Genomic DNA, 18,649 nt, shown 5'->3' on the forward strand with positions numbered 1-18,649 from the left:
CCTTTTCTTATTTAGGCTGATACGCCCAGAGCAGCTGCGAATTTGAGACCTAGTTCGTGGCATTGTTGTTTCTCATCCTTGGACGGATTAAGCTCAACCTTGAAGCCATCAAATACTTTTTCTCCACCGATTTCGGCTAATTTCTCCTCAAGTGTATCCACTGCTTTACCAAAATATGTGTAAGAGGAATCAGCTGAACCGAATACGCCGAACTTGCGGCCATCCAGATTGATATCATCCATGTCATCGTAAAAATCTTCGAATTCATCAGGCAGATCGCCATCTCCCCAAGTGTAAGCCCCAAGTAGAACACCTTCATACTTCTCGAGCTCACTAGCATTGGTATCCATCACGTTTTTGAGAACAGGCTCGATACCAGCTTCCTGAATACCAGCAGCAATGGCCTCGGCTAGTTCTTCTGTATTTCCAGACATGCTTGCGTAGACGATAATAATTTTGGACATGGTGGACCTCCTATTGGTTTTTAGCAACCCATTAACTTCCATCATATTAGATGATAATGATTATCATTGTCAACATAAAATTTTTATTATCTTCGTACTGTGAAGCAGTACGACTAGGCAATCATCGTGCTACAATAGGGATATGAGGGGGACTGCGCCATGGAGAATGTTCTACAGCATTTGAAAAACCTTGGCTTCACGGATCTGGAAGCTAAGTGTCTGCACGTGCTTGCCGTGAATGGTACGCAAACTGGCTACGAAATTGCCAAGGGGCTTGGCGTATCGCGTTCAAACGTATACGCAGCTTTACAAAAGCTCGCGGAAAAGGGTGCAGTGCTCACAAGTCATGGTGAACCCACTGTGTATCAAAGTGTGCCGATCGAGGAAATCGGCGAGCGAATGGAAGCGGAGCTGCAAGCCTCTATCCGCTACGTGAAAGAGCACCTGCCTAAGCAAGAGGCGCATCGTTCTGAGTACTTCAGCTTGGAAGGTGAAACCAAGGTTATCGAGCGTATCCGCTTGGAATTGAGGAGAGCGAAGGAAGAGGCATTTTGTGATTTGTCACCAGAGGAAGCCAAGCTGCTGAAGGATGACATTCGTGAAGCTGCTACGCAGGGCGTACGTGTAATCGTTATGCCGACACGCGAAGCGGGGGCTGGTTTCTACCCTTTTGCCCGAAAACGAGTTGAAGGTCTGAAGGGTCAGCAGGGACGTAAATTCGCACTGCTTATTGATCGCAAATTGGCGATCGTTGGCACGCGTGGCGTGGAAGATCCGACGGTGGCTATGCTAACCGAGCATCCAGCGATGGTGGAAATGCTGTATAATCATTTTTGCAGTAGTGTTGTGTTTCAAGAGCTTCAGCAGGATATGGGGACGAAGCTCGAGGATAAATACGGAAAAAATTTCAAGAAAATCATACAAAAACAAATAGATGGAAAAGTGCCTGAACCGAAGAAACTGGATGAGGGCAAATTGATTGCAATTAAGTTACATTCAGGGAGTGAGATTACCGGAGAGTTGGGTAGACTTGATGAGGGTGAATTTACTGTAGAGAATTTGAGTGACGAGAGCGCTGGTCATGAAAAGTTAGATTTGGATATATCGGAACAGGATAAGTCTGAACCCGTGAAGTCAGGACATGGGAAGTCAGAATCAGGAAAGTCAGGACAAGAGAAGAGGAAGAAAAAGAAATGATGCAGTATGAGCAAATGGAAAATCAAGAGCGGATTTTACTCGCGGCGGAAGCGCTCGTGAAGGAAAAGCTAGAGCGCGATAGCAGCGGCCACGATTGGTGGCACATATATCGCGTGGTACAAACGACGAAACGTATCGCGGCCCAGGAGGGCGCTGATCGTTTCGTCTGCGAGCTTGCGGCGTTGCTTCACGACGTCGTCGACGAGAAGCTGAACGCCGATCCAGCTGCGGCGCAGCGCGAGCTGGAGGCTTGGCTCGCCGCCAGTGGCACGCCGGCGGCGCAGGTAGAGCACGTGCTGGAGATCATCAGCACGATGTCTTATAAAGGCGGCGCGCGTCCGCCGATGCGCACGCTTGAGGGCCAGGTCGTGCAGGATGCCGACCGGTTGGATGCCATTGGCGCGGTGGGCATCTCGCGCGTGTTTGCCTATTCGGGCTGGAAAGGCCGCCCGATTCATGATCCTTCCGTCATCGCGCGTGAGCAGATGACGGAGGCGGAATATCGCGGGGGCAATGACACCGCGATTAATCACTTTTACGAGAAGCTCCTCAAGCTGAAGGAGCTTATGAATACGGCCTACGCGAGGCAACTCGCGGAGGAGCGGCATCGCTTTATGGAGCTCTATCTGCAGCAATTTTATGCAGAGTGGGAAGGCGAGCGATAAGAATTTTAGGAGAGAGCCACTCGGTGGCTCTTTTTTTCTTGGTCGTATACAGATAGCCACATCACATGAGCCTAACTAGTTGCCCGAGCGAGCGATTTTCGACGTCTCAGAGTGGGATTTCTGCAGATCCGCAGCTGACCCAGCAATAATCGACGTCTCCCACAGGGAGTCGCGTCACATGAGCCAAATTAGTCAACTGAGCGAGCCAATTTCGACGTCTCAGAGTGAGATGGGTGCAGATGCGCTACTGAGACAGCAATAATCGACGTCTCACACAGGGAGCCACATCACATGAGCCTAATTTGTCAACTGAGCGAGCCAATTTCGACGTCTCAGAGTGAGATGGGTGCAGATGCGCTACTGAGGCAGCAATAATCGACGTCTCGCACAGGGAAGCACGTCACATGAGTCTAACTAGTTGCCCGAGCGAGCGATTTTCGACGTCTCAGAGTGGGATTTCTGCAGATGCGCTACTGAGGCAGCAATAATCGACGTCTCACGCAAGGAGCCACGTCACATGTGCTAACTAGTTGCCCGAGTGAGCCATTTCCACCGCACCGGATTCCGCCCACCAACACCCCTCCCACCTTTCCTTCCAAAATGTGATAAAATAGAAAGAATGAATCATCAACCTCACGCGGAAAGAGATGTTACAACGATGAAAAAAGAAGCTAAGTATATAGCAACAGTTTCACTTGGCGTCATGGGCGCCGGATTTTTAGCCACATTGCCCGTATCCTCAACAGTATGGGGCGCGTTCCTGCAAGGTGGGTTCGAGGCAGGGGTAGTCGGCGGTTTGGCCGACTGGTTCGCAGTCAGCGCCTTGTTCCGTCATCCGCTTGGCATTCCCATCCCGCATACGGCATTACTGCCGAATAACAGGGAAAAGATTACGAAGGCGCTCGTTTCCACTGTACAGAATGAGCTGCTTTCCAAAGAAACGATTCGCGCACGTTTGCAGCAAATTCGGTTCTTGGAGCGAGGCCTAGAGCTCGCGGACAAGCAACTGGACAATGCGTCGCTGCACAAAGGGCTTACTGCGCTAGCCAAGCAAGCGCTACAAGCGATTGATGTAGAGAAATTAACTCCTCTTCTAGCAGAGGAAATTCATAAAGCACTTCAAGACGTAGATACAAGTCGGCTAGTTCGCACCCTCGTGGACACCATTGAAAACGGTGGCTACGATGGCAAAACATTCGATTTTGTCCTCGATAAGGTAGCAGCATGGGCGATTAAAGCGGATACACGCGATCAATTAGGAGCCATGGCGATCAAAGCATTTGAGGGCTTACAGTCCAATGGCTTCATGGCTTTTGCTGTGAATGCCTTCATCGGCATGGTGAATGAGGAGAAAATCGGCGGTATCATCCAGAATTTCGTGCTGAGTTACATCGACCAAATGCGCATGAAGAATCATCCGCGCCGGGAATCGGTGCTCACGTTTATCCGCAATGAGCTCCACAAGTTGGAGCGCAATCCACAGCTTCTAGCAGAGCTAGAATCGCTTAAATCCAAGCTTCCTGAATTGTTTGATCTGGATGAGAAGCTGACTCTTATGCTCACCAAATTAAAAGAGAAGGCAGAAGCCTTCATCGATGAACCGGACTTTGTCCCACAGCATGTGGTACCGATCATTCGCAAAATGCTCCTATCCATACGTGAAAACCCCGATATGCTGCACAAGGGGGAAGACTGGATTCAAGAGCAGATCGCCTCTTATGTGGAACAAAACCATAGTAAAATCGGCCAACTGGTCAAAGAGAACCTAGACAAACTCGACAACGAGAAGTTAACGGTTCTGATGGAGGAGAAGATTGGCAGTGATCTACAATGGATTCGGGTGAACGGGGCGATTTGTGGATTTATCATTGGGTTAGGCTTGGCAGGCTTGAAAATGTTATTCTAATGCGACAAACGTAGGGGATGAGTAAGCTTGATCGAGATTAAGGGAGTCAGCAAGACGTTCGTTCAACGGATCGGCGGCAGCTACAAGGCGTTGGATGACATTACTTTGACGATAAAAAAAGGGGAGTTCGTCTCCCTGCTTGGCCCTTCAGGCTGCGGAAAGTCGACGGTTCTTAACCTTGTCGCAGGCTTTGATACACAGTCTGAAGGCATTATTCAGGTCAACGGTAAAAAGGTAACTGGAGCCGGCGCGGATCGCGTCGTCGTTTTTCAGGAGCATGGGTTGTTCCCCTGGCTGACGGTTCTAGATAATGTCGCCTTCGGCCTTAAGCAGAAGGGGATTGTGAAGAAAGAGCGCATCGAGATGGCGATGGAACAGATCAAAGCCGTGCATTTAAGCCGCTTTGCGGATCGTTATCCGCACGAGCTTTCGGGTGGGATGAAGCAGCGTGCGGCGATTGCCAGAGCGCTGGCGATGGATCCAGAAATTTTGCTGATGGACGAGCCTTTTGCGGCTTTAGATGAGCAAACACGCCTTATTTTGCATAAAGAATTGGAAGAAATATGGATGCGTACGCGTAAAACGATTCTCTTCATTACCCACAATATTCGCGAAGCGGTCATCCTGTCGGATCGGGTTCTGGTGATGTCCACACGTCCCGGCACGATCAAGAAGGAGTTCGCTGTCAAAGCAGCGAGACCTCGCGATAGCAGCGATTCTGTGCTCCATCATATGGAGGCGTTGATTATGGACGCACTGGCGGATGAGCTGGAGAAAGTGGTGAGAGAGGAGACTGGCGATGAGTACAGCATTAAGAAGAACGATTTTTCTGGTACTGCTGCTGATAGCTTGGGAGGCGGGATTTAGGATTTTCGACTGGGGATGGAAGTTCCCTTCCGTTACGCAGACGCTGCAAGCGTTCTACGACGGTATCGTGCACGGCGAGCTGCTGCAAGCAGCGGGAGCTAGTATGCTCCGTTTGCTCATTTCCTTTGCTCTTTCACTCGCGATAGGGACGACGTTAGGGTTCCTATTTGCCCGTTACCGCTTACTGGATGACACGCTGGGCTTCCTCGTTGTCTCGCTACAGACCATTCCGAGTATTGCTTGGCTGCCTTTTGCTATTATATGGTTCGGTCTTAACGAATCTTCTGTTATTTTCATTACGACGCTAGGTGCTACGTGGACGATGGCTTTGGCGAGCCGCACGGGCATCAAGAATATCCCGCCAATCTATTTACGCGCAGCTCAGACCATGGGGACGGGGAATGGGTTTAATCTGTTCATTCAAGTCATGATTCCGGCCGCTTTTCCACATTTAATCAATGGTGTGCGTACCGCATGGGCCTTTGCGTGGCGAGCGCTTGTGGCAGGTGAACTGATTGCCAAGGGAGCGGGGCTGGGACAGCTTTTGCAGGATGGACGGAATTTGGGGGATACCTCACTGATGCTCTGTATCGTTATTATTATCGCTGTGCTCGGTACGGTTTCAGACCATTTCTGCTTCAAAAAACTAGAAGATAAAGTGCTAGAGCGCTACGGCCTCGCTGGCTCCAAGTCGTAGGGGAGTGGGCGTGATGGCGAAACGCATCAAAGTACTCATACTGCTTCTACTCACGGTTACGCTGCTTAGCGCCTGCGAGGAGAAGCTGACAGCAACAGGAAAACCACAGGTCGTTCGAGTAGGTGTGTTCAAAAATGTGACCCATGCCGCCGCCTACATTGCGCTGGAAAAAGGTTACTTTGCCCGCGAATGGGGCGATGAAGTGAAAATAGAAGTGACACCCTTCGATAATGGGTCCGATCTGTCTATTGCGATGGCGACGGGGGATATCGACGTTGGTTTTGTAGGTCCAGGACCTGCGACGACTTTTTTCTTGAAAAGCGGCAATTTCCGCGTAGTCTCCGGATCCAATAACGGCGGTGCCGTACTGGTAGCGAGATCAGATGCAGGTATCCAGTCGACAGCAGACTTACGAGATAAAACCATCGCAATCCCTGCTAAAGGGAATACGAATGAAATATCACTACGTTTGCTCCTACAGCAATCCGGCATCGCACTAGGGAGAGGCGTAGATAACGCACATCTCATTGTACGTTCACCTTCGGATACGCTGATCTCTTTCCGTCAGAAGGAAATCGACGCAGCCTTAGTCCCAGAGCCTTGGGGAACGCAGATTGAGAAGGCCGGACTCGGTAAAGTCGTCGTTGATTGGCAGGCGATTCCGCCAAACCAAGGTGACTATCCAACCGTGATTATGGTGGCAAGCGACAAGTTCATCCAACACCATCGCGACATTGTGAAAGGTGCCATTAAAGCCAACATGGATGGCATCGCATTCATTCAAAATAGCCCCGACCAAGCCTACGATCTTATCAACAATCAGTTGAAGCAGTACAGTGGCAAGGGGATGGATAAAGGCTTGATTAAAGCCTCGCTTAGCCGTCTCAAGCTGACCACTAACGTTGATGTGAAGGTGATGGAAGAGATGGCGAAAGTGTCTATCGGCGCTAGATACATCAAAGGCATTAAGCCTGAGGAACTGGATCTTAGCCGATTCGTGGATCTCTCTATGCTAGCCGAAGTGAAAGCTGGGAAATAAAACAAATGAGAAAGAGCTCGTCGCACCCGCCGCAGGCGGATGAAGACGAGCTCTTTGTATATGATGCTGCTCTAGTTTCCACCAGAAGCGGCCTGTTGCTCATTTTTTTGCTGCTTATGTGCCTTAGCATCGATAACTTTGCCGCCGCTGCTTTTATCCCCTTGTGCCGCCATGGCATTCATCGCACTGCTTCCCTGGAAGATACCGCCCTCTTCGATAATGAAGGATCGAACATCAATATTGCCAATCAACACGCCAGAGCTTGTCACAATCAGCTTACCCTTCGTATAAATATTGCCTTTCACTTTGCCGGCAACGATCACATCGCGCGCGTGGATATTCGATTGTACGACAGCGTTCTCACCAATGGTGATGTCACCGGCACATTCAATGTCACCGTTCATTTGCCCCTCGATGCGAAGACTGGCTTCGGACATGATTTTGCCTTCACAGATCGTACTGCCTCCGATCAGCGTATCCGTTGTTTTGGCATCGATTCGTTTCAATTTCGAGCTTCCGATCATTTGCGTTCATCCTTTCGATCTGAAATGAGATAGGGTTTGGGATCAATCTGTACGCCATTTTTATGAACCTCATAATGAAGATGGGAGCCCGTGCTGCGTCCAGTGGAACCAACGAGACCGATCTGTTGACCTTTTGTTACAGATTCTCCGCGTTTTACCAATATTTTATTCAAATGCATATATTCCGTTTCAATACCTCTCGAATGATCAACAATGATGTAATTGCCTAACTCGCCATCAAAGCCCACGGCAATGACCTTCCCTGCGGCAGTTACGAAGACAGGGTCGTTGTATTCACCATCGATATCATACCCCGTATGCATGGAAGGCTTGAATGTAAAAGGATCGATGCGGATGCCGAAGCCTGAGGTGATACTATGCGAGGTAATTGGCCAAAGCGTGGGTGTAATACTGCGCAGCCGCTCGGCTTCTTTAATTTTGGCTTCAGATTCATTGAGATTGACGAGGAGCGCATTAATATCGCCAACTAATGAAAAAAGCCCTTGCTTGGTATCGCTTACGAGGGTAGATACATCATCTATTGTGACAGGTACATCGCTGCCGCCAACATCCACATTTGTTCCATTCACGGGCTTGGTGCCCTGAATGCTTGAAACCTTCTTGCTTGTCCCGTTTATGCCCTCTGGCTGACTCATGAGTTCGATGACATGATCCAGTTTCTTAATTTCCTCTAGCTTTACTTTAAATTCATCGGCCTGCTGAGCCAGGTCAATCAAATCGATTTGCAGTTTCTCCAGCTCGCTTGTTTTATGTGTAATTTGATCAACCAACTGACGTTCTTGTCCATCGAAAGCTTGCTGCATGCTGTTTTGAGTTTGGTGAGATTGGGTATTCATCAAGTAGATGGTTACCAAGAATCCCATTAGTACAAGCAGGATCACGCTAGGCACAATATACAGGCTGCTGTGCGGAAGCTTGAATCTTACGGTATGGCGGTTGGCACCCGGAATGATCATGAAGGTCAGTTCCTTTTTGCCCCAAATGAATTTCAACAGATCCTCCTCCCTCTCCGTAACGAAGTCCCCCTTCATGTTTACGATTGTATTCCACAGATGGATGAGTCATGCCTAATTTCTCGTATTCAGGGGAAGATGTTAAGGAAGTGAGATCAACTTTTCCCTCCCCGATAACGTCTATGAAATATCAACTACACATGCAAATGAAGGGAGTAATGCTTATGTTAAAAAGGACACTGCTGCTGTTGGCGATAACCACTCTGGCCTTAACGGGGTGTAAAGCATCTGGACAAACAAGTGGGAATGTGAACGTTTCGGATTCACCGAGTCCCAGTGCGGTGGCTACAAGGGAGCCAACAACGAGCCCGGCTGCACCGGGATCAGAGGCGACAACCGTGCCTACCAAAGGCAGCGATCCAACATCAACAACACGTTTGCAGGGAGTAACGGTAGTAAGGCTCGCTGATGCGGAGAAAGGGTGGATTGGCGGCAAGGGCTGGATCGCTCGTACCGATGATGGCGGCGTGAAGTGGAAGGTGCAATATACAGGGGCTGGAGAAGTGGCGCAGTTATTTGCCCTGAATGATCAGGACGCCTGGGCAACGGAAGAAACTACGAGGAAGCTCTTGAGCACCCATGATGGCGGCGCACATTGGTCAGCAGTCGGTACTGTTCCTAATCAAGCGTTCCTTCATTTCGTATCGAAGCAGGAAGCTTATAGCGGGAATGCTCAGACTGTGGATGGCGGTGTCAAATGGGCAACGCTGCCTGTACCCGAAGGAATGATAGGCGATGCCTATTATCATGATGGTAAGAATGGCTGGGCCGTCCGGCAGGTGAAAGATACGATCGAAGTATTGCGGACGCAAGATGGCGGGCAAAATTGGAAAACCGTGATGTCGCGCCCAACCGTGGCAACACTGACAGGCACCGTCATTCGCTCCGCAGGGGTGGACGACGCGTGGATCGAGCTGATTGGGGAGTCAGGGATGACGCAAACGTCGTATTCGCTGTTTCACACGAAAGACGGTGGGAAGACCTGGCAGACCGTGCTGGTGAACAGCACGGCTGGCGGAGGTCCGGCCCCAGGATTCCCCGTAGGGGATACGTCGGGGCCGAAGAACACGGGCTCGAAGCCCGGCCCGCTCTACGTCGTGAACACCGACGTAGCCTTCATGGGCGGCAGCTGCCCGGCATGCGACAAGCCGAACTCCGTCGGATGGACGAAGGACGGCGGCAAGACTTGGGTGAACGGGACGGAGTCGTTCACAGGGTACGGCGAGCTGCTGCTCGGCATGGCAGACGCGAATAGCGGCTGGCTCATCACGAATGATAATGAGCAGCCGAGTGTCATGTACACCACCCGGAATGGTGGTGTGAACTGGAATAAGGTGCATACGTTCGATGCACCGTAATACTACAAACCACCGCGGTTGTCTGCACGCGGTGGTTTTTTTTATCGCTTATATTGCAGTGACGAAGCGTGCTTCTGTCTCAAGTCGTATAAGCGTTGCAAATGCGGAATGGCTCGCTGCTCGTCTTGCTTGGCGAGCGCGATAGTTAATGAATCGATCAGCGCTACCGGTGCTACCATGGAATGAAATTCCTGCCGCTCACCTCTGCAGGTATACAAGACGCAGGTTGCCGCATCGACAAGCTCGGATACGAGTAGATCTGTGATCAGAATGGAGGTGCACTTGGCTTCCATGGCCATTTCAAGCAGCAGCTTGGCTTCCGGCGGTGTGTTGGAAAATCCGAAAACAATGAGCACATCCTGTTCGCGAATTTGAGAAACTCCCTCGAACAGCTCAGATCCCCCTCGACTAAGATGGTTAACGCGATAACCAAACCGATTTAGTCGAAAGTGCAGCAGCTCGCACAGCGCATGGGAGGGTCCAGACCCGTACACGACGATTTGGTTTGCTTGGATAATCGCTTGAACAGCACGATTAAAATCTTCACGTGATAACCGTTCCATGGTTACGGCGAGATGATTCATTTCAAGCTCTATCATTTTTCCTACAATATCGTCGTCAGCTACCTTTTGCAGCTTGTCCTTCATTTTTAGCACAGGTGTAGGGATAGCTTCTTCTTGCAATTGGCGTTTGTATTCTTTGAAATTCACATACCCGACCGCTTTCCAGAATCTAGATACCGTTGCGATACTGATACCTGACTGGTCTGCAATATCTTGTTCGGTCATATAAGGGACTTGATGGGTATTCTTTGTAATAAAATCAGCAATTTTCTGATGTCCTGCGGATAAAGCTTCTGCTTCGAATCGTTTGAATGTCATGCGTATCACCCTCTCGTAGACAGTTTTACCATACTAGCGTGAATACCTCAATAGTAAAATGAAATAAAAATTACATTATTGATTAACTTGAAATAATTTTTACAAAACCAATAAATGAGGTTAACGCTCGCTTAACACTTCCCAATTACCATGAAGTAGAAGAAGAATTTGGGAGGTTAAGAGATGAGTAAAACATTAACGAATCAACAGCAACGGAATCAATCACAAAATTTAATGGTCTTCGTTTTATCCATGGCGCTTTTCGGATTAGCAGATTTGGTAACAGAATTGATTCCTGATGTAGGTTTCGGACCTATTGAAATCGGAGTCCCGTATTTCGGGTTTGTTGCACTCATTCTTGTCATGTTATTCAACCCGCTTTACGCAGCGCTCGGAGCCGCATTAGGTGAAGTAATCTTCGGTGATTTGCTGATGGGAGATTTCGGCGGGATCGGGGAATTTGAAGGTGTGCTGACGTTGTTTATCGGGCTCTATATTGCAGGTCTGTTGGTTACTAATCCCAAAAGCAAAGTGAATATTGCCATTGCAGGTATGATTGGTATTGGGATCGATCAGTTACTGAGTGGATTAGCGGATATTATTAAAGTTTCTGTTGGGGTAAAAGAATTTGAAGCGATTGAAGGTTTGCCACAAAGTATCGTCCTTCTAGAGCTCATCGAAAATGTGAATGAGTGGATTGTTGCAGGATTAATTGTAGGGATCATTCCCGCTATGTTTATGATTCCTAAGCTGTACGGTAAGTTGGAGCCTCTGCTTGGCATGAAACCACGCACCAATAAGATGTATAGAGCAACTGCTGGTGCGATACTAACCCTTAGTGTGGGGATATTCATCGTTGCTGTATTATTGGGTGTACTAGGTGAGTCGATTGAGCTTGGCGAGTGGAAACCGGATTTTGTCGATCAGTACGGAGGCGGGTTTATCTGGGTTGGTATCGGTATCACGGGATTAATTGCTATCGCCGTAACCATAATCGGGCTTTCTTCACGTCGGGGAAATGTCTCGCGTTTTGAGAAACTATAATGAGTGAGGTTCCTGTGATTGAACTCAAGGACGTCACGTTTTGTTATCCTGGTTCGGAGCGCATCGCGCTTCACCAGGTTACGCTAACGATTGAATCAGGCGATTTCATTGCCGTTATGGGGAGTAATGGGAGTGGCAAATCTACGCTTTGTAAAGCGTTGAATGGGTTGATTCCACACTTTTATGCTGGTGATTTTGAAGGGGACATTAGTGTATGCTCGTTGGATCCCCTCCAAAGCACGGTATCGGAGATGTCTAAGCTCGTAGGTTATGTCTATCAGGATTTTGAGAATCAATTAGTCCGACCAACCGTGTTCGAGGAATTGATTTTTGCCAGAATGAATTACGGATACGCGGACTATCGTGAGAAAGCTTTTAGCATCATGGAGCTCCTCGGCCTAACTTCAATTCAGCATAAATACATATGGCAGCTAAGCGGGGGCCAAAAGCATATGGTGGCTCTTGCAGCCGCCATGGTTATGGAGCCTTCCGTTCTCATCGTGGATGAGCCAGCGGCACAGCTTGACCCGCTTAATGCCGTTCATATCTATGAAGCGCTGAAAACCATGAACGAGAAGTTCGGTACCACAATCATCGTCATTGAGCACCACACCGAATTTATTGCAGATTATTGCAAGCATGCCATTCTCATGGATCAAGGTACACTGGTATGGAAAAAGGAAACGACTAGTGCACTCAACGAAGTAGAGGCATTACTAGCGCGCAACATTTATCCGCCTCAGGTTACACAGGCCGCTTATCAGCTTCAGCCAGATCGTAAACCTTATCCTGTACGCCTTTTGGAAGGTGCAGGTGCATTTCAGTATCCGTATGGCGGTTTGGAATCTCACCTTGTTCCATCTAACATTGGAAACCCTATATACGAAGAAAAACGAGGGCTAATTGCTCAGTTTCAAAATGTTTCACAACAAATCTAACGGTAGAACGTTCCCATAAAACAATTCTTAATCAGATTAACCTTGATTTCTATGAGGGAGAACGTATTGCGCTAGTAGGTGGGAATGGGGCAGGGAAATCATCGCTTCTGAAGTTGATTACCGGATTACTGAAACCATCAGAAGGGACTGTGCGTGTGCTGGGTACAGACACCTGCAAGGCAACGCCAGAGCAATTAGCGGAGCAAGTGGCCTTTATTTATCAGCAGCCGGAGGAAATGTTCATTACGGATAACATCCGCTCTGATATTGCTTTTTTCCAGAGGGCACGCCAAGTTCCTCATTACAATCAGCACGTTGATCAATTGCTCGAAGATTTTCGACTGACGGACATACAAGAGTTCGATGGCAGATTACTCAGCGGTGGTCAACAGCGAAGAGCCTCGCTTGCGATTGGTATGGGCATGTGCCCAGAACTGCTGTTGCTTGATGAGCCAACGGCAAGTCTAGATGTGGCTAGTCGCAAGCAAGTTGTGACTATGCTCTCACACATCGACAGCAAGGTGAAAACCGTTGTGATCGCGACCCATGATATGCAGCTTGCAGCGGACTGGTCGAATCGCATGATTGTACTTGGGCAGGGGGCCGTGTTGGCAGACACGACAGCGCAAGCGCTATTCACTGACCCGGTACTCATGAGCAAGGCGGGGCTGCTGCCTCCACAAATCGTATCACTTAGCCTTACAATGGGCATGCTTCCGCCTGCATTAAGTGTAGACGCTTTTTGTGACAGACAGCGATTGCGTAGAGAGGAAGTGAAACATGATCAACAAGATGTTAGCTCATCTATCGATCGAGCGGCTGAAGCTCACACTGCTTAAAATCGTCTATGTGCCAAATACAACGTTTCTAACGAAATTTGATCCACGCGTGCTATTGTTATGGTATATGCTTTTTGCCATCATTCCTTGGTTTATCTATAATCAAGCGCTGCTTATCATCTTATTTATCACGATGCTCGTACTGGCTTTAATCTCGCGCGTTAGCGGACTCGTCATGGGGTTAATGGCTATCAGCACCGTATGTAACTTGTTGTATTTGGTTGTTCTTGCTTTAGTCCTTGGCGGTGATTTAGAAGCTTTCACAGCGATGATTACCTTGACGTTAAAGTTATTGTCCGTAGCGTTAGTAAGTGTCGCGGTATTTACGAGTCTCAATCCTGAGAAATTCAGCGATGCGCTGTTAAGTCTAGGTGTGCCCGCACAAGTATGCTTTGGCATTTCTTATGGATACCGCATGATTCCCATCTTAATCGAACAATATCAGCATATTATTTATTCCTATCGGCTTAGAGGGCGTATGCCTGAAGGACGATGGAGAAAGTTGTTCTATCTTTGCAAAATTGCGATCTTAGCCTTCTATCCGATGCTGCTGAATACGGCCAAACGAACACGTACGACGGTGGAGGCGCTTGAGGTGAAAGGATTTACATATTCCCTTCATAGTAAAGAGGCCAAAAGAATGAAGTTGTCCTATTTGCAATTGTCGTATAAAGATGCTGTTTTTATTGGTGCTACTGTGTTGTATCTAACAGGTATCTACATCGTTGGAACTATTGTCTATATGTAATCAGAAAAGAGGAGAAGCTTATGTGGATCGATTTCCATACACATACGAAAATGTCCAAGAAGATTGATTTTTCAATCGAATATTTTATGAAAATGGTGCGCAGTGCACAAAAAAACGGTTTGGATGCGCTAGCCTTAACAGAGCATTTTAACACAAAACGATATGAGGATATTTACAATACACTGGATCAGCACTTCACGTATCGCGATGATTACTATGATGTGGCTGGCTTTAAGGTGTTCCCTGGGATGGAAGTGGATATTCGAGAAAAGGGGCATATTCTATTAATTGGCAACCGCGAGGACATTCGTACGATTCACAAACAATTTGCAACGAAGACAGAGAAATCTAAGTTTCCGACATTTGAGGACGTATTGGGCACTGCCGAACAATTCAATGTGCTTAAAATAGGTGCTCATCCTACACGCATTTCGACTCCTTTGACCCATTTGCGTGATGAACAATTACAACGGTTTGATGCGTTTGACTTGAACGGGAAAGATGTTGCTAAACAGAAAGATACGTTTGCAAGGTTGCAGCAATTGGGACAACAATTGGGTAAACCCGTTGTTTGCGGCAGTGACTCGCACTTACCCGTGCAGTTTGGTTGTGTTAAAAACAACTTATACAAGGACTGCAAGACGATTGACGATCTGCGTCAATGTCTGACAGATCGCCAATACGAAATTAACGTTTCCGATTATGCTGCGCTCAAAGTGTTTGCCGCGCGGTTTGTGAAACGCACGTTGAAGCTGACGGGTCAGTGTTAATTGGTATGGAGGGATGGCCCCGGGTCCGTCAACTCATTTCGTAGGCGTATCACTCCCATTGCCATTCCCGTTCCCGTTCGTCCCATTCGTATTCTTCCCGTTAAAGAACGTCGATGTGAGATCACGCAGCTTCTCCATGAACTTCCCGTAGCCGTAGCCGGTCAGAAAGGCGATGCTGATGCGCGCTGACATCGAGTCGCCTACTTCAAGCAGCATGATTCCGCTCGCGAAAAGAATGATCGTGATGATCGCGGAGCCGAAGCAAAGGATCGGCCGCATAAGGTACCAGTAGATCCACTGTGTGGTAAGCTCTTGATAATGCTCGTGAAACATGCGTAAGCCGTACAACGCACCACCAAGCGCACCTGCGAATCCGAAACAGGCATACTCATGGAAGAGAGCGAAATCAACACCTAATAGTTTACGCTGGAAAGATCCGCTGCCAAGCACGGCCATCATCCAAAGGCTGCCGACAAACCAGATTACTAAATAGGCAAATATAGCCTGCTTGCCGAATCGGTGAATGGGATTCATAACAAAACACCGCCCTTACAATGGATACTACCATTGTATGAGCGGTGTTTTTGATGATGCCTGAATATAGGAACGTTTGTCCGACTGCTCCAAATACGCAATGATCGCAGCCGCGCAGCTGCTTTCTTCCTCATTGTTACCTTCACGGATGTCCGTTCTACGTTGAACGAGCTCGGGGTGTTGCTCGAGCAGCAGTTTGAACCAGTGGTCAATCATCGCAAGCGATGTGATGCGTTGTCCGTATCCATTTTCCTGAAAATAAGTGCAGTTTTTCTCTTCCTGTCCGGGAATCGGGCTGTAGAACAGCATAGGAATACCCTTGGCCATCGCCTCTGTACATGTCATTCCGCCTGGCTTCGTAATCAGCAGATCGGAGATGTCCATCAGCTTGCTGATTTCGGTTGTATAGCCAATGAGATGGACATTTGGTTGACGAAAGGCGTCTTCCTCCAGCAGCTGGAGGCGTGCTTTCTCGTTCGTGCCGAGACAAATCAGCAGCTGAATATCTTTGCTCCAGCTCGCTAAATAAGTCAGCATCTCTTCTTTTTCTTCTTTCTTAAAAACACCCCAGCCACCGCCCATGACCATTACGGTTGGCATTGCTTTGAGACCAAATTCCTGACGAATATGTTCCTTGCTATGCGCCATTCGGAAATTAGGGTGGACGGGAATACCTGTTACTTCGATCCGCTTGTCCGGAACACCGCAGTCCATGAGACGTTCCCGAACTAGTGGTGTAGATACGAGATATTTGTCTACAGCAGAATTAATCCACGTGCCATGCGCATCATAGTCGGTGATTACAGTGAAGAGCGGTATATCCAGTCCTGCGCGTTTGAGCCTTGAGACAATAATGCTTGGGAATGGATGCGTACAGACGATCAAGTCCGGCTTTAATTGCTTGATAACGGCTTTCGTCCGTGAATAGAAGATGCGATGCAGCACGAGACTGGCTATACGACTCGGCCTTTTATTATAGTGATGTCGATAGAGCATACCGTACAGCCTAGGTTGTGATGTTACCGTGCGGCGGTATGCCGAGAAGACCCAAGGTGCTAAGGTAGGATGTAAAAAAGCGCCAAGCTCGATCACGCGGGTTATCATGTCAGATGAGGATTGCCTTAGCTCGCCAGACAGCGCATGAGCAGCTTGTGTATGACCTTTCCCGAAGCCCTCGGATAATAGGAGAATCCGTTTTTTACGCAAGGAACTCACCTTTCTTTGCACATACCATATCAATCCTTAGATGTGCGCAGCTTTCTTTTTGGAGGCATAGCACTTGCGGCATACGGGAACGTAACTTTCGTTACCGCCAATCTGAATCTGCTCTCCATGGAAAATAGGAACACCATCTTTGCATCGCATATTCATGATCGCCTTTTTATCACAATACCAACAAACGGTTTTAATTTCCTCGATTGTATCGGCGACAGCCAAGAGAGCATTGCTGCCTTCGAATAATTGTCCCATGAAATCAGCGCGAAGCCCGTAAGCGATAACAGGAATATCCAGTTCATCGACGACTTCTATCAACTGAGAGACTTGGGCTTTGTTTAAGAACTGTGCTTCATCGACCAAAATGCAGTTCGGACGCTCGGTCTGCGCGAGGGCGACCATATCCAGATGTTCGTCTACAACGATGGCCCCTTTTTGCATGCCGATACGGGAAGCGACTTTACCAACGCCGAAGCGATCGTCCATAACGGAAGTGAGGAGAAGTACCTTTTTGCCTTGTTCTTCATAATTATGAGCAACACGTAAGACTTCAATGGATTTACCGCTATTCATCGTGCCATAACGAAAGTACAATTTTGCCAAGCTGGGACAGTCCCTTCTGCGGATGTAAGATAGTTGATTTCATAAGAATGTTAGATTGTAAAAAAGTAAGTCGCGGCCATGCTATCCAACTCAGTGAGCTTAACAGCGGCTTGGAAGCTCACCTCGGAGGCGAGTTTTTCACCGATTAAGGGTTGTTTTTTGTAAACCTTGCCGATTTTAACCTCGATACTGCCTGGGACAGGTTGCTGTGTAACTTGAATTCGGTGAGGCTCATACATGAGCACATGAATGGTTTCCCTTGCCGTATCATTGTTACTCTGAAGCAGCTCCTGGATTAATTCATGATCCATCAGCGCCGGGATACGATCCCGCATACCTGGGTTAGACTCGCAGTGATGGGCTGTTGCTTTCGCCAGCAGCGCATCCATGGCTAGAAACTGAGGGTTCAAGAAAAGTCGATGATCTTCGACGATAGCATCAACAAGTGCCGCGGCTGAAGGCTCATCCGCCTCAATAAAGGGACCGCGTAACCGCAGCCCTTTTACGATTTCTGAAGGTGGCAGTGTTTGCAGACCCGCATAATACGTATCACGCAGAAAGCTATCTAGATGATCAAGTCCAAGAATCGTTGATTTGTTCGTTAGTGGCGTCTCTTGCTTCAAAAGATCGATAATCGACTGTGGTGAGATGCCATGTTTAATCAAAATATCGGCGATGACGCCTTGTCCGATCAATTGCTCCGTATGACGATGATGATTATATCCCAGCGTCCGCTCAACCGCATGGGAGAAGGGCAGGTGCCCGATATCATGGAGTAATGCCGCAATGCGCAGAAGCGGTTCTTCTGGGCAAAAGTGGGCCATGAGTGACCAAACGCCAACCGTATGTTCGAATCGTGAATGTGTAAGTGGTGAAAACAGAGCCGATGCTCCAAAATGATGTAAAAACTTAAGGCGGCGTACCGGCTTAGAGCGGAAAAGCTCAATTTCGACCGGATGGGCTTTTAGCTGCCATTGGTATAGAGGCTCCCTAATCAAGCCGTCCCCAAAAGTATGCTGTATACTCAAACAGAGCTCCTCCTAAGATGTGGAATCTGGATGTATGTTCTTGCAGCGGTATTAGCTATCATAGCATGAAACATAGAAATTGTGCTATCACATGCATAGCCTGTCGTATATATATAGGAAAGCCAATAAATAACCGTGCCTATACAATATGATTTTACTGGCAATTCTATTAAAATGAAAACCTTTTCAATTTAAATATTTTTAAATTGAACTATAGGAAATCAAGTGTTAATATAATATAAAAAATATTGAGAATATTTCCTCTACTTATTGCGGTTGTAGTCGAAATATGTTGCTT

General features: G+C 48.0%; 20 protein-coding genes. 12 read left to right on the forward strand and 8 right to left on the reverse strand.

What is annotated here, in order from left to right; translation table 11 throughout:
* Positions 1-11 precede the first annotated feature (11 nt).
* Complete coding sequence (locus tag AC58QM_RS00730) at positions 12-464, reverse strand: flavodoxin (protein WP_497280528.1); 453 nt, start codon at positions 462-464, stop codon at positions 12-14.
* Positions 465-623: 159 nt separating this feature from the next.
* On the opposite strand from AC58QM_RS00730, the gene AC58QM_RS00735 reads away from it, so the two are divergent.
* From AC58QM_RS00735 to AC58QM_RS00760, 6 genes are all read left to right on the forward strand, one after another.
* On the forward strand, positions 624-1,661 hold the full coding sequence (locus AC58QM_RS00735; protein WP_497280530.1) for a TrmB family transcriptional regulator: 1,038 nt from the start codon (positions 624-626) through the stop codon (positions 1,659-1,661).
* Complete coding sequence (locus tag AC58QM_RS00740; RefSeq protein ID WP_497280532.1) at positions 1,658-2,326, forward strand: HD domain-containing protein; 669 nt, start codon at positions 1,658-1,660, stop codon at positions 2,324-2,326. The genes AC58QM_RS00735 and AC58QM_RS00740 overlap by 4 nt, the downstream gene beginning before the upstream one ends.
* Before the next feature lie 658 nt (positions 2,327-2,984).
* Positions 2,985-4,232 carry a DUF445 domain-containing protein gene (locus tag AC58QM_RS00745; RefSeq protein ID WP_497280534.1) on the forward strand — a complete coding sequence of 416 codons (1,248 nt, stop codon included), beginning with the start codon at positions 2,985-2,987 and terminating at the stop codon, positions 4,230-4,232.
* Positions 4,233-4,259: 27 nt separating this feature from the next.
* Complete coding sequence (locus tag AC58QM_RS00750; protein WP_497280536.1) at positions 4,260-5,099, forward strand: ABC transporter ATP-binding protein; 840 nt, start codon at positions 4,260-4,262, stop codon at positions 5,097-5,099.
* Positions 5,032-5,796 (forward strand): ABC transporter permease, encoded by a 765-nt coding sequence (locus AC58QM_RS00755; RefSeq protein WP_497280538.1) that lies wholly within the window; start codon positions 5,032-5,034, stop codon positions 5,794-5,796. Before AC58QM_RS00750 ends, AC58QM_RS00755 begins: the two co-directional genes overlap by 68 nt.
* Positions 5,797-5,809: 13 nt before the next feature.
* Positions 5,810-6,835 (forward strand): ABC transporter substrate-binding protein, encoded by a 1,026-nt coding sequence (locus AC58QM_RS00760; protein ID WP_497280540.1) that lies wholly within the window; start codon positions 5,810-5,812, stop codon positions 6,833-6,835.
* A 71-nt stretch (positions 6,836-6,906) separates the two neighbouring features.
* Here the strand turns inward: AC58QM_RS00760 and AC58QM_RS00765 are convergent, their stop codons facing one another.
* Entirely contained in the window at positions 6,907-7,359 is a 453-nt protein-coding gene (locus tag AC58QM_RS00765) for a bactofilin family protein (protein WP_497280542.1), read from the reverse strand.
* On the reverse strand, positions 7,356-8,372 hold the full coding sequence (locus AC58QM_RS00770) for a peptidoglycan DD-metalloendopeptidase family protein (protein WP_497280544.1): 1,017 nt from the start codon (positions 8,370-8,372) through the stop codon (positions 7,356-7,358). Before AC58QM_RS00770 ends, AC58QM_RS00765 begins: the two co-directional genes overlap by 4 nt.
* 185 nt (positions 8,373-8,557) lie before the next feature.
* Here AC58QM_RS00770 and AC58QM_RS00775 point away from each other — a divergent pair, with 185 nt between their 5' ends.
* Positions 8,558-9,751, forward strand: coding sequence for a hypothetical protein (locus tag AC58QM_RS00775; RefSeq protein ID WP_497280546.1), 1,194 nt, complete (start codon positions 8,558-8,560; stop codon positions 9,749-9,751).
* Between the two features lie 41 nt (positions 9,752-9,792).
* On the opposite strand, the gene AC58QM_RS00780 is transcribed toward AC58QM_RS00775, so the two are convergent.
* The gene (locus tag AC58QM_RS00780) at positions 9,793-10,632 is read right to left on the reverse strand and encodes a MurR/RpiR family transcriptional regulator (protein ID WP_497280548.1); all 840 of its coding nucleotides are present in this window, start codon (positions 10,630-10,632) and stop codon (positions 9,793-9,795) included.
* 183 nt (positions 10,633-10,815) lie between these two features.
* On the opposite strand from AC58QM_RS00780, the gene AC58QM_RS00785 reads away from it, so the two are divergent.
* From AC58QM_RS00785 to AC58QM_RS00805, 5 genes are all read left to right on the forward strand, one after another.
* A complete protein-coding gene (locus AC58QM_RS00785) occupies positions 10,816-11,676 on the forward strand; it encodes a DUF8171 family membrane protein (RefSeq protein WP_497280550.1) in 861 nt (286 codons plus the stop codon).
* Positions 11,676-12,614, forward strand: coding sequence for an energy-coupling factor ABC transporter ATP-binding protein (locus tag AC58QM_RS00790; protein WP_497280552.1), 939 nt, complete (start codon positions 11,676-11,678; stop codon positions 12,612-12,614). Before AC58QM_RS00785 ends, AC58QM_RS00790 begins: the two co-directional genes overlap by 1 nt.
* 65 nt (positions 12,615-12,679) lie before the next feature.
* On the forward strand, positions 12,680-13,453 hold the full coding sequence (locus AC58QM_RS00795) for an energy-coupling factor ABC transporter ATP-binding protein (protein ID WP_497281553.1): 774 nt from the start codon (positions 12,680-12,682) through the stop codon (positions 13,451-13,453).
* On the forward strand, positions 13,395-14,201 hold the full coding sequence (locus tag AC58QM_RS00800; RefSeq protein WP_497280554.1) for an energy-coupling factor transporter transmembrane component T family protein: 807 nt from the start codon (positions 13,395-13,397) through the stop codon (positions 14,199-14,201). The genes AC58QM_RS00795 and AC58QM_RS00800 overlap by 59 nt, the downstream gene beginning before the upstream one ends.
* Before the next feature lie 20 nt (positions 14,202-14,221).
* Complete coding sequence (locus AC58QM_RS00805) at positions 14,222-14,971, forward strand: PHP domain-containing protein (protein WP_497280556.1); 750 nt, start codon at positions 14,222-14,224, stop codon at positions 14,969-14,971.
* 33 nt (positions 14,972-15,004) lie between these two features.
* Here AC58QM_RS00805 and AC58QM_RS00810 read toward each other — a convergent pair whose 3' ends face one another.
* The 4 genes from AC58QM_RS00810 to AC58QM_RS00825 are packed head-to-tail and all read right to left on the reverse strand — an operon-like array spanning position 15,005 to position 18,351.
* Entirely contained in the window at positions 15,005-15,505 is a 501-nt protein-coding gene (locus AC58QM_RS00810; protein WP_497280558.1) for a hypothetical protein, read from the reverse strand.
* 27 nt (positions 15,506-15,532) lie between these two features.
* Entirely contained in the window at positions 15,533-16,711 is a 1,179-nt protein-coding gene (locus AC58QM_RS00815; protein WP_497280560.1) for an MGDG synthase family glycosyltransferase, read from the reverse strand.
* Between the two features lie 36 nt (positions 16,712-16,747).
* Entirely contained in the window at positions 16,748-17,323 is a 576-nt protein-coding gene (locus AC58QM_RS00820; RefSeq protein ID WP_310499700.1) for a thymidine kinase, read from the reverse strand.
* A 50-nt stretch (positions 17,324-17,373) separates the two neighbouring features.
* Positions 17,374-18,351 (reverse strand): HD domain-containing protein, encoded by a 978-nt coding sequence (locus tag AC58QM_RS00825; RefSeq protein ID WP_497280562.1) that lies wholly within the window; start codon positions 18,349-18,351, stop codon positions 17,374-17,376.
* Between the last annotated feature and the right edge of the window lie 298 nt (positions 18,352-18,649).

This window comes from Paenibacillus sp. J22P165, from assembly GCF_059692015.1.